General features: G+C 69.9%; 10 protein-coding genes and 3 pseudogenes. 9 read left to right on the forward strand and 4 right to left on the reverse strand.

Features of this window, described 5'->3' with window-relative positions:
- Position 1: 1 nt before the first annotated feature.
- A complete protein-coding gene (locus KIV56_RS12575) occupies positions 2 to 766 on the reverse strand; it encodes an ABC transporter substrate-binding protein (protein ID WP_348648570.1) in 765 nt (254 codons plus the stop codon).
- Between the two features lie 41 nt (positions 767 to 807).
- Here KIV56_RS12575 and KIV56_RS19840 point away from each other — a divergent pair, with 41 nt between their 5' ends.
- The 5 genes and pseudogenes from KIV56_RS19840 (at position 808) to KIV56_RS12595 (ending at position 6,078) form a co-directional block, all read left to right on the forward strand.
- The gene (locus KIV56_RS19840; protein WP_348648393.1) at positions 808 to 1,113 is read left to right on the forward strand and encodes a hypothetical protein; all 306 of its coding nucleotides are present in this window, start codon (positions 808 to 810) and stop codon (positions 1,111 to 1,113) included.
- 248 nt (positions 1,114 to 1,361) lie between these two features.
- Positions 1,362 to 2,154, forward strand: a pseudogene (locus KIV56_RS12580) (nitrilase-related carbon-nitrogen hydrolase).
- Positions 2,151 to 3,586, forward strand: a pseudogene (hydA, locus tag KIV56_RS12585) (dihydropyrimidinase). The pseudogenes KIV56_RS12580 and hydA overlap by 4 nt, the downstream one beginning before the upstream one ends.
- Positions 3,587 to 3,646: 60 nt before the next feature.
- Positions 3,647 to 4,664: pseudogene (locus KIV56_RS12590) on the forward strand (TIGR03842 family LLM class F420-dependent oxidoreductase).
- A gap of 58 nt (positions 4,665 to 4,722) precedes the next feature.
- Positions 4,723 to 6,078 (forward strand): aspartate aminotransferase family protein, encoded by a 1,356-nt coding sequence (locus KIV56_RS12595; protein ID WP_281533706.1) that lies wholly within the window; start codon positions 4,723 to 4,725, stop codon positions 6,076 to 6,078.
- Positions 6,079 to 6,230: 152 nt separating this feature from the next.
- On the opposite strand, the gene KIV56_RS12600 is transcribed toward KIV56_RS12595, so the two are convergent.
- Positions 6,231 to 7,178, reverse strand: coding sequence for a LysR family transcriptional regulator (locus KIV56_RS12600; RefSeq protein WP_281533707.1), 948 nt, complete (start codon positions 7,176 to 7,178; stop codon positions 6,231 to 6,233).
- A gap of 134 nt (positions 7,179 to 7,312) precedes the next feature.
- On the opposite strand from KIV56_RS12600, the gene KIV56_RS12605 reads away from it, so the two are divergent.
- The 4 genes from KIV56_RS12605 (at position 7,313) to KIV56_RS12620 (ending at position 10,492) form a co-directional block, all read left to right on the forward strand.
- Positions 7,313 to 7,438, forward strand: a complete 126-nt coding sequence (locus KIV56_RS12605; protein ID WP_255454334.1) for a hypothetical protein — start codon at positions 7,313 to 7,315, stop codon at positions 7,436 to 7,438.
- 72 nt (positions 7,439 to 7,510) lie between these two features.
- Complete coding sequence (gene pyrE / locus KIV56_RS12610; protein ID WP_281533708.1) at positions 7,511 to 8,059, forward strand: orotate phosphoribosyltransferase; 549 nt, start codon at positions 7,511 to 7,513, stop codon at positions 8,057 to 8,059.
- Positions 8,059 to 10,275: a hypothetical protein gene (locus KIV56_RS12615; protein WP_281533709.1), complete on the forward strand. Its 2,217-nt coding sequence runs from the start codon at positions 8,059 to 8,061 to the stop codon at positions 10,273 to 10,275. The genes pyrE and KIV56_RS12615 overlap by 1 nt, the downstream gene beginning before the upstream one ends.
- 46 nt (positions 10,276 to 10,321) lie before the next feature.
- Positions 10,322 to 10,492, forward strand: a complete 171-nt coding sequence (locus KIV56_RS12620; RefSeq protein ID WP_281533710.1) for a hypothetical protein — start codon at positions 10,322 to 10,324, stop codon at positions 10,490 to 10,492.
- A 141-nt stretch (positions 10,493 to 10,633) separates the two neighbouring features.
- Here KIV56_RS12620 and KIV56_RS12625 read toward each other — a convergent pair whose 3' ends face one another.
- A complete protein-coding gene (locus tag KIV56_RS12625) occupies positions 10,634 to 11,434 on the reverse strand; it encodes an HAD-IIA family hydrolase (RefSeq protein WP_281533711.1) in 801 nt (266 codons plus the stop codon).
- A 42-nt stretch (positions 11,435 to 11,476) separates the two neighbouring features.
- Entirely contained in the window at positions 11,477 to 12,145 is a 669-nt protein-coding gene (locus KIV56_RS12630; protein ID WP_281533712.1) for a metal-dependent transcriptional regulator, read from the reverse strand.
- Positions 12,146 to 12,153 lie beyond the last annotated feature (8 nt).

Here is a 12,153-nt window from a genome sequence, read left to right on the forward strand (position 1 = left end):
ACTACTTGCTCAGCGAGTTGAGGTCGGCCAGCTGGTCGATCGTCGTTGCCGCGGCCTCGACGTTGCGGATGCCGGCCTCCGTCGAGGCGAACGGGAGGGTGATGTAGCGCTTGTTCTTCACAGCGGAGAGGTTCTTCGTTGCCGGATTCGCCTCGAGGGTCTTGATCTTGGACTCTGCCGTGTTCCAGGTCGCGTCGACGAGCACGATCACGCTCGGATCGGCCGCGACGACGGATTCCCAGCCGACGGAGGTCCAGGTGTCCTTCACGCTCGCGAACACGTTCGTGAGGCCGGCGGCATCCATGATCATCTGCGGCGCACCGATTCCGGCACCGACGTACGGGCTGTCGACGCCGCTCGAATACCAGAGCGCGGACGTCTTCGTGGTTGCGGGGGAGAGCGTGGTGAGCTCCTTGCGCTGGGTGGCGACGAGCCGTGCGGCAGCCTCGGGGGCTCCGGAACACGGCGCCGGCCTGGGTGATCTCCCCGAAGACGGTGTCGAAGGTGAGCGGGTTGGGCTGGTCGGCCCCCTTGCAGGCGGACGGTGAGACGTAGCTGCCGATGCCGACGGCCGCGAGCGTGTCGCGGGTGCCGACGCCGTCGGCCGCGAAGTTGGACTCCCAGCCGCCGAAGACGAAGTCAGGGTTGAGGGCGAGCACGGCCTCCTGGCTGGGCAGGAAGTCGCTGACGACCTTGAGGTTGGTGCCGATGGAACTGAGCGCCTGCGGGAGCGGCCCGTCGAGGAAGGCCGTGCCGACGATGTGATCGCCGAGGCCGAGCGCGAGGAGGAGTTCCGTCGCCGAGGACTTGATCGACACGATCCGGCTCGGGGCCTTCGTGACCGTGACCTGCGTGCCGCAGTTGTCGATCGTGAGCGGGTATGCCGGCTTCGCCGTCGCGGTCGGGCTCGCCGTGACCGCGTCCGGGGCCGGGCCCGCGGGAGTCAGGCTCGTGCTCGCGCAGCCGCCGAGCAGGACGGCGACCGCCGTGGCGACGGCGACGGCGCGCCAGGCGATCGAGGTGCGGGAGGCGAGGGGCGCTCGGGAATTCGGGAGACGAGTCATGGGTCCTTCGGTGGCCGGGCGGGGTTCTTCGAATCGTACCAGCGCCTGATAACGGTTTCGCCGATCGCTTGCCACGGGCGCAGTTGGGCGACAGGATGATCCACACGCACTCAGCACGCCCGGAAGTTTCGGCGGAAGTTTCAGTTATCTCGAAATACCGACTTGGTGGAGGCAGACATGTCCGACGGATCCAATACCCCGGCCAGCGCGAAGATCGGTACGGATGCGACCGGTCGCGGCGCGAACATCGTGCGGGCCGCGATCACCCAGGCCACCTGGACCGGCGACGAGGAGTCGATGATCGCCAAGCACGAGGGATTCGTCCGCTCCGCGGCGGCACAGGGCGCGCAGGTGATCTGCTTCCAGGAGCTCTTCCATGGCCCGTACTTCGGCATCGTCCAGGACCCCAAGTACTACGACTACGCGACCAGGGTGCCCGGGCCCCTCGTCGAACGGTTCCAGGCGCTCGCCGCGGAGCATCACATGGTGATCGTGCTTCCCGTCTACGAGGAGGAGCAGGCCGGGGTGCTCTACAACACCGCCGCCGTCATCGACGCTGACGGCAGCTACCTCGGCAAGTACCGCAAGCACCACCTCCCGCACCTGCCGCAGTTCTGGGAGAAGTTCTACTTCCGCCCCGGCAACCTCGACTACCCGGTCTTCGACACCGCGGTCGGCAAGATCGGGGTCTACATCTGCTACGACCGGCATTTCCCGGAGGGCTGGCGCATCCTCGGCCTGAACGGCGCCGAGATCGTATTCAACCCCTCGGCCACCAAGCCGGGCCTGTCCAACCGCCTCTGGGAACTCGAACAACCGGCCGCCGCCGTCGCCAACCAGTACTTCATCGGCGCCAACAACCGGATCGGCACCGAGTCCGACGAGTTCGGCGACGAGGCCGTCACCTTCTACGGCAGGCTCCTATTTCGTCGACCCGCGCGGCAACTACGTCGGCGCCATCGCCTCGACCGACACCGAGGAGATCGTGATCCGGGACCTCGACCTGGGCCTCATCCGGGAGACGCGCACCTCCTGGCAGTTCTACCGCGACCGCAGGCCGGACTCCTACGACCCGATCGTCCGCGCATGAGCACCCGCGCGGGCCGCACCCTGATCCGGGGCGGCACGGTGGTCAGCTCGACCGGCCGTTCAGAGGCGGATGTCCTCATCGACGGCGAGAAGATCGTCGCGATGCTCGCCCCCGGTTCCGCCATTCTCGGGTTCGACGTCGCGGCATCCGCCGACCGGGTCATCGACGCGACCGGGAAATACGTCATCCCCGGCGGCATCGACGCCCACACCCACATGGAGCTGCCGTTCGGCGGCACCGCGGCCTCGGACACCTTCGAGACCGGCACCCGCGCGGCCGCGTGGGGCGGCACGACGACGATCATCGACTTCGCGGTGCAGACCTACGGGCAGCGGGTCTTCGACGGCCTCGCGACCTGGCACGACAAGGCCGCGGGCAACTGCGCCATCGACTACGGCTTCCACCAGATCATCGGCGACCTCAACGCCGACTCGCTGCAGGCGATGGACGGGCTGCTCGCCGAGGGGGTGTCGAGCTTCAAGCTCTTCATGGCCTACCCGGGAGTGTTCTACTCCGACGACGCGCAGATCCTCCGGGCGATGCAGAAGTCGGCGGAGACCGGGCTCATGACGATGATGCACGCCGAGAACGGGCCCGCGATCGACGTGCTCGTCGGGCAGGCTCCTCGCCGAGGGCAAGACCGACCCCTACTACCACGGCATCGCCCGCGCCTGGCAGGCTCGAGGAGGAGGCCACCCACCGGGCGATCATGCTCGCCGACCTGACCGGGGCGCCGCTCTACGTCGTGCACGTGAGTGCGAAACAGGCCGTCGCCCAGCTCGCCGCGGCCCGCTCCCGCGGGAAGAACGTCTTCGGGGAGACCTGCCCGCAGTACCTCTACCTCTCACTCGAGGAGAACCTCGGCGCCCCCGGCTTCGAGGGTGCGAAGTGGGTGTGCTCGACCCCGCTGCGCAGTCGCGCGGAGGGGCACCAGGAGGAACTCTGGCAGAGCCTGCGCACGAACGAACTGCAGCTCGTCTCGACCGACCACTGCCCGTTCTGCATGAAGGGCCAGAAGGACCTCGGCCTCGGCGACTTCTCAAAGATCCCGAACGGCATCGGCTCGGTCGAGCACCGCCTCGACCTGCTCTACCAGGGCGTCGTCGAGGGCCGGATCACCCTCGAACGCTGGGTCGAGCTCACCTCGACGACCCCGGCCCGGATGTTCGGCCTCTACGGCACCAAGGGAGTGATCCAGCCGGGGGCGGATGCCGACGTGGTCGTCTACGACCCGGCCGGGCACACCTCGATCGGCGTGGGCAAGACCCACCACATGAACATGGACCACTCGGCCTGGGAAGGGTACGAGATCGACGGGCACGTCGACACCGTGCTCAGCCGGGGCAAGGTCATCGTCGACGGCAACAGCTACCTCGGGGCGAAGGGCGACGGACGGTACCTGCCGCGCGGCCTGAGCCAATACCTGACCTAGGCGCGTCACCCCGGCATCCGCCGCCCACCCGCCCCACCACCGAGAGAGCGCAGGCACCCCATGGACTTCGGAGCAGTACTGCAGACCAACCCGCCCTCGGCCAGGGTCGTGCAGGCTCGCGCAGCTTGCCGAGGCCTATGGGTTCAGCCATGTCTGGACCTTCGACTCGCACCTGCTCTGGCAGGAGCCGTACGTGATCCACAGCCGTATCCTCGCCGAGACCCGCAAGATCCTGGTCGGGCCGATGGTCACGAACCCGTCCACCCGGGACTGGACGGTGACGGCCTCGACCTTCGCGACCCTCAACGAGATGTACGGCAACCGCACCATCTGCGGCATCGGGCGCGGCGACTCCGCGGTGCGCGTCACGAACGGCGCCCCGGCCACCCTGAAGACGCTGCGGGAGGCGATCCACGTCATCCGTGAGCTCGGCAATTCGCGCGCGGTCGAGTACAACGGCGCCACGTTGCGGTTCCCGTGGAGCTTCGGCAGCTCCCTCGAGGTGTGGGTTGCCGCGTACGGGCCGCTCGCGCTCAAGCTCACCGGCGAGGTCGGCGACGGCTTCATCCTGCAGATGGCCGACCTCGACGTGGCCGAGTGGATGATCGCGACCGTGCGGAAGGCCGCGGCAGCGGCAGGCCGGGACCCGGCCGCCGTGAAATTCTGCGTCGCCGCCCCGATGTACATCGGCGAGGACTGGGAGCACATGCGCAACCAGTGCCGCTGGTTCGGCGGCATGGTCGGCAACCACGTCGCCGACATCGTCGCCAAGTACGGCGCCGACTCCGCGGTGCCGCGCGCCCTCACCGACTACATCGCCGGGCGCGAGGGCTACGACTACAACCAGCACGGCCGCGCGGGCAACACCCACGCCGACTTCGTGCCCGACGAGATCGTCGACCGGTTCTGCGTGCTCGGCACCAAGGTGGATCACATCCGCAAGCTCGAGGCGCTCCGCGAGCTCGGTGTCGACCAGTTCGCCGGGTACCTGCAGCACGACAACAAGGAAGAGACCCTGCGGGTGTACGGCGAGAGCGTCATCCCGGCGCTCCAGACTTCGGTCTCGGCGAAGTCGTGAGCATCCGGACCGATACCCCGTCGCCGGCACTTCGCCCGGCAGATCCAATCCGGTCGGTATGCCCGATCCGGCCGAAACACCAAGGAGAACCCCTGTGACCGACCAAAAGCCGACCGCCGACCTCGACGAACTCACCGTCGACCTCGACCTCGCCCACGTGTTCCACTCCTGGTCGGCCCAGGGCGGTGGGCGCACCCCGTTCGTCCTCGCCGGCGGGCTCGGAACCCGGGTCTGGGACCACTTCGGCACCACGTATCTCGACTTCTCGAGCCAGCTGGTCAACCTCAACATCGGCCACCAGCATCCGGCCGTCGTGCGCGCGATCGTCGAACAGGCCGGACTGCTCGCGACCGTCGCGCCCGCGACGGCCAACCTCACCCGCGGCCAGGCGGCGAGCCGCATCGTCGCCCGCGCCCCCGACGGCTTCCACAAGGTGTTCTTCACCAACGGCGGGGCGGATGCGAACGAGAACGCGATCCGGCTGGCCCGGTTGCACACCGGTCGCGACAAGATCCTCTCGACCTACCGTTCGTACCACGGCAATACCGGCGCGGCGATCGTCGCGACGGGGGACTGGCGGCGGGTGCCGAATGAGTTCGCGCGCGGCCACGCGCACTTCTTCGGCCCGTACCTCTACCGCAGCGATTTCTGGGCGACGACCCCGGAGCAGGAGTGCGAACGCGCCCTGCGGCACCTCGAGCGTGTGATCGTGAGCGAGGGGCCGAGCGGGATCGCCGCCGTGCTGCTCGAGACGATCCCGGGCACCGCGGGCGTACTGCTGCCGCCGCCCGGGTACCTGCCTGGAGTACGGGCGCTGTGCGACCGCTACGGCATCCTGCTCATCCTCGACGAGGTCATGGCGGGCTTCGGCCGCACCGGCAGCTGGCTCGCCCTCGACCTCTACGATGTGGTGCCCGACCTGATCACCTTCGCGAAGGGCGTCAACTCGGGCTACGTGCCCGCGGGCGGGGTGATCATCCCGGATTCGATCGCGAACGACTTCGACACGACCGTGTTCCCCGGCGGACTCACCTACAGCGGGCATCCGCTCGCCATGGCTGCGATCGTGGCGGCGCTCGACGCGATGGAGTCGGAGGGGATCGTCGACAACGCGGCCAGGATCGGGCGCGACGTGCTCGCGCCGGGGCTCGCAGAACTGGCGGAGCGGCACCCGATCATCGGGGAGGTGCGCGGCGTCGGCGTGTTCTGGGCGCTCGAACTCGTCGCGGACCGTGCGACCCGGGAACCCGTCGGCGCCGCGGTGATGGCGAAGATCAAGGCCGAGCTGCTCGCCCGCGGGCTGCTGCCCTTCCTCGCCGAGAACCGCATCCACGTGGTGCCCCCCTGCGTCGTCACCGACGCCGAGGCAGCCGAAGCCCTCTCCATCTACGAAGAGGTCCTCTCCCTCCTCTAGCCGCTCGCCCCGCGCCGCCCCGCTTGCCCGCTTGCCCGCTTCCGCTCTGCCGCTCTTCTGCTCTTCCGCTCTTCCGCGAGAGTACGAAATGTGCCCCTAAGCCACGCGAATACGGGCACATTTCGTACTCTCGCGGGAGGGGTGGGCGCGAATCAGGGGGCCGGGGCGGGGGCGGGGGCGGATGTGGGGGTGTGGGCCTGCTGGACGCGGGCGGCCTGGGTGCGCAGCACGTCGACGACCGTGCGGACCGCGAGGCGCTCGGCGCGGTCCGGGCGCATCAGCGCGACGATCTGCCGTTCGGCGTCCACACCGCGCAGGGGTTTGAGCGTCACCTTGTCCGGCTCCGCGTCGCCCCAGGTGTACCGCGGCACGAGCGCGATCCCGAGCCCGGCCGCGACGAAGGCCTCGATCAGCCGCATGTCGGCGAACCGCTGGGCGACCTTCACGTGGCCGGGGGTCCGCTCCTCGATCTCATGCAGGATCCGCTCGAAGGGGTATCCGTCGGGCACCCCGATCCAGGTCTCGTCGATCACGTCGGCCGGGGCCAGCCAGGAGCGTCCGGCGAGCCGGTGATCGGACGGAAGCCCGACGTCGATCGGCTCGGTCATGAGCGGAACCACGGTGAGTCCGCGCCCGCCCCAGGACCGCTGGCCGCTCAGGCTGTACGCGAGCACGATGTCGTAGTCGGCCGTGAGCGCCGGGAAGTCCCGGAGCTCCGGGTCGAGGTCGGTGCACGTGACCACGAGTCCCGGCCGGTCGGCGAGCTGGAGCATCACCCCGGGCAGCAGCATCTCGCCGGCGGTCGGGAAGGTGACCACGCTGACCCCGCCGGAGGCGTCGTTCCGGAACTCGTGCCAGACGGCGGTGGCGCGGGCGATCGCGACCGAAACGTCTGTGGCGCTGCGGGCGAGCGCGCGCCCGGCATCCGTCAGCACGATGCCCCGCCCGCGACGTTCGGTGAGGGCCACCCCGGCCTCGCGTTCGAGCACTTTGAGTTGCTGCGAGACAGCGGATGCGGTGCGGTGCGTCGCCCGCGCGACCTCGGTGATCGAGCCGCGTTCGGCCAATTCCCTGAGCAGTTCGAGCCGCTGAATGTCCATGTAGCTACGCTACACAATGAGTACAGGACAATGCGATTGTGCTGCATGGTTAGAGGTGGTCAAATAAATACGTCGAACACGTGCAGCAGTGCCTCCGTATCACCGACATCCACCCCTGGTTGAAAGGCCCCCTCGTGTTCGTTCTCATTGCCGTGCTCTCCCTGATCGTTGTCGCGTCCATCGTTGGCGTTGTTGTCGATGTGCAGAATGACGGCTACCGTCACATGCCCGAACAGCGCACCTTCGTTCGCGGCTTCTGACCCCGCTTGACGCCTCCCCGTCCCCCGGGTCGGGGCAGGCGTCGCCAATCCCGAATGGCATACAGTTGATCCGTGACGGACATTCGGCAGCAGCTCATTGACTACATCTCGGCTGAGGCCGTGTTCCACGGTGACTTCACCCTCACGAGCGGAAAGAAGGCGACGTATTACGTCGACCTCCGCAAGGTGAGCCTCGACCACCGGGTCGCCCCGCTGATCGGCCAGGTCATGATCGACCTCATCGCCGGTGTGCCCGACGTCTCCGCCGTCGGCGGCATGACGATGGGCGCAGACCCCGTCGCCGCGGCCATTCTGCACCAGGGCGTCGCCCGCGGCCTCTCCTACGACGCGTTCGTCGTGCGCAAGGAGCCCAAGGACCACGGCCGCGGCCGCCAGGTCGAAGGCCCCGACCTCGCCGGCAAGCGCGTGATCGTGCTCGAGGACACCTCGACGACCGGCGGATCCCCGCTCGCGGCCGTCGAAGCCCTGCTCAAGGTCGGCGCGATCATCGCAGGCGTCGCGGTCGTCGTCGACCGCAACACCGGTGCCCGCGAAGTCATCGAAGCGGCCGGCTACCCCTACTTCGCCGCCATCGGCCTTGAGGACCTGGGGCTGAACTAATGCCAGACCAGTTGGGGAGCGGCGAAGAAGGACTCGACTGGCTCGCCTCCCAGCTCGGCGACGGCACCAAGCCGACCCTGCCGGACGACTTCGTGATGCGTCGCCCGCGCCGGGTGAAGGGCGCCCCGGCGGATGCCCCCGGCCGGGTTCCCCGTGCCGGCGACGGCTCCGCCGCCGGTGCTGGTTCGCGTGCTGCCGGTGCTGCCCCGGACTCCGCCGAAGGATCGGCTCCAGCGTTCCTCTGGGGACTCAAGCCGACGACGGCGACCGCCGCCGTGACCGTGATCAAGCCCGCGGCATCCACCCCGGTTGCTCCGCCGCTCCCTCCGACTCCGGCCGTGCACTCCCCTGCGCCCTCGCCTGCGGCCGCCGCGGAACCGCCCGTGTTCCGGCCGCGCGATGCCGGAGCCGCGTCCTTCCCCACGCGGGGCGGCCTGGCACCTGCCCCGATCACGCCGGCGCCCGCGTCCTCAGGTGGCGCGACGAGCTGGTCTGCTGCGGGCACAGAGCACCCTGCCGGTTCAGCCTCTGCCGGTGCAGCAGTAGCAGGCGGCTCCGCCGCTGCGGGCTCCGCTGGCTCTGCAAGCTCCACGGAGTCCACTGGCGCTGCAGGCTCCGCAGGGCCTGCCGCTTCGACCGGCACGACCGGCACGAGCAAGGTGAGCGGTTCCGCCGGGTACGTCCCCGGGGACATTTTCTATCCATCCGCCCGCCCTCTCGCGACGACCGGTGGCACCGCCGTGACTCCGAGCGCGGGCACCACCGGAGGCTCGCCGACCGTGGGAGCCGGCGCGGGCATCCGCCCGGACGCCCCGCTCGAACCCTGGTGGACCACGCCCGCACGCTCGCCCCTTGTTCTCACGCCCGATGAGGTCGCCGCGGATCGCGCCGCGACCGCCGATGGGCGCGGCACCGTGTACCCGGCTCGCAACCTGCCGGATCCGGAGCCGGCCCCCGAGCCCCTGCCCGTTGCGCCTGCGCCGTCGCACTTCCGGCTCCGCGGCCGTCGCGCCGCCCAGGCGCCCGCCGTGGTGCCCGCCGTGGCGACGGCTGCTGCCGCTCTCACCGCCGCGAATGCCGCGGCCGGCGCCCGTGCGGTCTCCGAGGCCGCAGCCGCCCGCGCGGCGTCCGACGCGGCCGAGCGCGCCGCCGCGGAAGTGCGTGCCCAAGCCGCTGCGGTAGCCGACGCCGAAGCTGCCGAGCGCGCCGCCGCTGATGCTCGTGCCGAGGCCGAGGCCGAGGCCGCTGCCGCCGGGCGCGCCGTGTCCGAGGCCGCCGCCTCCAGTGTCGCCGCAGCGGTTGCCGCGGCATCCGTCGCGTCCGCGAGTGCGGCTCCGGCCGGGGCGCTGCCCGCGCTGCCGGCTCCGATCGTTCCCTTTCCGGTCGACAGCGATCCGTGGGCCGATTCCGGACTGGCGCGGACCGAACTGTTCACTCCTCCGGCTCCGCTCGCCGATTCTCTCGGGCACCCGGCCGAGTCGACGGCCGTCGACGGCGAGACCACGGGGGCGCTGAGCGCGTTCGACGCCCTGTTCTTGCCCGCCGCCGACGCAGTCGGAGTCGGCGCCGCCACCGCCGAGCCAGCTGCCCCGACGACGGTTCTCGCGGCGGCCGGCGTCGCGGATGCGTCGACCCCGGCAGGCCCCGGCGCTGGTTTCTTTTCGCGTCGCTCACAGGGGGTCGGCGGTCCGGCAGACGGTGCCTCAGGCACGGGCACCCCAGGTACCAGCGGTTCCGGGACCACGCCTGGATCCGGTACGAACGGTTCCGGTGTCGGCGGGTCGGGTGCAGGCGGTTCCGGGAGCGACGGCTCTGGGCCTGGCAAGGGCGGGGCATCCGCCGAGCACAGCGGTCTGCCGAAACCCCTGATCTGGACCGCGATCGGCCTGCTTGTCGTCGTGGTTCTCTTCGGGCTCTTCATGCTCGGGCAGCGCCTCGTGGGCTCCCCGGCGTCGACCGTCGCCGCCTCAGCCTCGGAGACCCCGACTCCGACCCTGACGCCCACGTCGACTCCGACACCGACCCCGGCACCCACCGCCGCGCAGCCGGCCGGCGTGCACGCCTGGCAGACCCTCTTCGGCGGCGAATGCCTGCAGCCGTACGTCTCGCCGTGGGAGGAGACCTTCACGGTCGCCGACTGCGCAGCCCCGCACCAGGCGCAGGCTCGTCTATCGCGGCCTGTTCCCCGGGGGTGCGACGACGCCGTTCCCCGGTGAAGCGGCGCTCGCGGCGCAGATCAACCTGCTCTGCAGCGCTCCCGGCGTGATCGACCTCGCGGCCGCGGCTGCGTACCCCGACGTGCAGGTGCAGGGCAGCTACCCGATCACGGCCGCGCAGTGGGCGGACGGCCCGCACCAGTACTTCTGCTTCGTGAGCCGGTCCTCCGGCGACGGCATCACCGGGAGCCTGGCCGGTCCCGGCCCGACCGCTTAGCCGCAGCACCCTGCAAGACCCCTCCGCGTCGCTCCTGGCACAACTCCTGCAAATTTCCCGTTGGCGGCAGCCGGGCCCCGGAATTCCGCGGCCGGCAATCCGCGCCGGCGGAATGTGCAGGAGTTATGCCCGTGGGGCGGGCTAGATCTCGTCGGACTCGACGGGTTCCAGGGAGACGAGTTTGTCCACACCGGAGATGATCTCGTCCGGACGGAACGGGTAACGGCTGACCTCGGCCTCGTCACTGATCCCGGTCATCACGAGCAGCGTGTACAGGCCCGCCTCGATGCCCGCGACGATGTCGGTGTCCATCCGGTCGCCGATCATCGCCGTGTTCTCGGAGTGCGCGCCGATCTTGTTCATCGCCGAGCGGAACATCATCGGGTTCGGCTTGCCGACGACGTAGGGCTCCATCCCGGTCGCCTTGGAGATGAGGGCGGCGATTGCGCCCGTCGCGGGCATCGGGCCGTCCGCGCTCGGTCCCGTCGCATCCGGGTTCGTCGCGATGAACCGCGCCCCGGCGAGCAACAGGCGGATGGCCTTCGTGATGGCCTCGAACGAGTAGTTGCGGGTCTCACCCACGACGACGTAGTCGGGGTTGGTCTCCGTCATGATGAAGCCTGCCTCGTGCAGTGCCGTCGTGAGGCCGACCTCGCCGATCACGAAGGCCGTTCCGCCGGGCATCTGGCTTTTCAGGAAATCGGCGGTCGCGAGGGCCGAGGTCCAGATGCGCTCCTCGGGCACGTTGAGCCCGGAGGCGCGCAGCCGGGCGCTCAGGTCGCGGGGCGTGAAGATGGAGTTGTTGGTGAGCACGAGGAACGGCGTCCCCGCGTCGCTCCACTGTTGCAGAAGCTCGGCGGCCCCGGGCAGCGGGCTGTTCTCGTGGACCTGCACCCCGTCCATGTCGGTGAGCCAGCATTCGATCTCGTCACGGCGTGTCATTCGGCGCTCCTCGGGTTCCCTTCCAGAGTAGCGGTCGATGGTTCACTCAACCACGGGAGGCAGGGTGAGCCAGATCGACATCGCCTCTGCGTCAGAGAGGGGACGGATGTCTCCGCCAGGCAGCCGCACCAGCCCCGGTTCCCGCACCTCGAGTTCTGTTCCCGGCACGATGCCGTCGCGAGCGAGGCCGCGGAGCACCACGGGATCCCGATCGCTCACCCGCAGCACGACGCTGACCAGGCCGGGGTCGGCCCGGTCGACCGTGATCCCGGCGCGCGCTGCGACCGTGCCGTCCGCCGAGGGGATCGCGTCGCCGTGCGGGTCGACGACCGGCCGGCCGAGGCGTTCGTCGATCGCGTCCATCAGCCGATCGGAGAGGGCGTGTTCGAGGACCTCTGCCTCGACGTGCACCTCGTCCCAGTCGTATCCCATCTCCCGCACGAGCCAGGTCTCGATCAGTCGGTGCCGCCGCACGACCGCGCTCGCGCGCAGCGCACCGGCAGGGGTGAGGGCGAGCGGCCCGTACGGCACATGCGTGATGAGGCCGGCGGCGGCGAGTTTCTTCACCATCTCGGTGACCGAGGAGGGCGCCACCCCGAGCCGGGCGGCGAGGACCGAGGGCGTGATGCGCTCTGGCTGCCATTCGGTGTGGGCATAGATGGTCTTGAGGTAGTCCTCGGACGCTGGAGTACTCAGCCCGTTGTGCTTCATGGCGCGGG

Source organism: Cryobacterium breve, from assembly GCF_027594785.1.
Taxonomy (GTDB): Bacteria; Actinomycetota; Actinomycetes; order Actinomycetales; family Microbacteriaceae; genus Cryobacterium; species Cryobacterium breve_A.

Excerpts from the sequence above, each read along its gene's own strand:
- KIV56_RS12595 (WP_281533706.1), top strand. The coding sequence starts at position 4,723 with ATGCCCGATCCGGCCGAAACACCAAGGAGAACCCCTGTGACCGACCAA.
- KIV56_RS12625 (WP_281533711.1), bottom strand. The coding sequence starts at position 11,434 with ATGACACGCCGTGACGAGATCGAATGCTGGCTCACCGACATGGACGGG.
- KIV56_RS12615 (WP_281533709.1), top strand. The coding sequence starts at position 8,059 with ATGCCAGACCAGTTGGGGAGCGGCGAAGAAGGACTCGACTGGCTCGCC.
- KIV56_RS12600 (WP_281533707.1), bottom strand. The coding sequence starts at position 7,178 with ATGGACATTCAGCGGCTCGAACTGCTCAGGGAATTGGCCGAACGCGGC.
- KIV56_RS12630 (WP_281533712.1), bottom strand. The coding sequence starts at position 12,145 with ATGAAGCACAACGGGCTGAGTACTCCAGCGTCCGAGGACTACCTCAAG.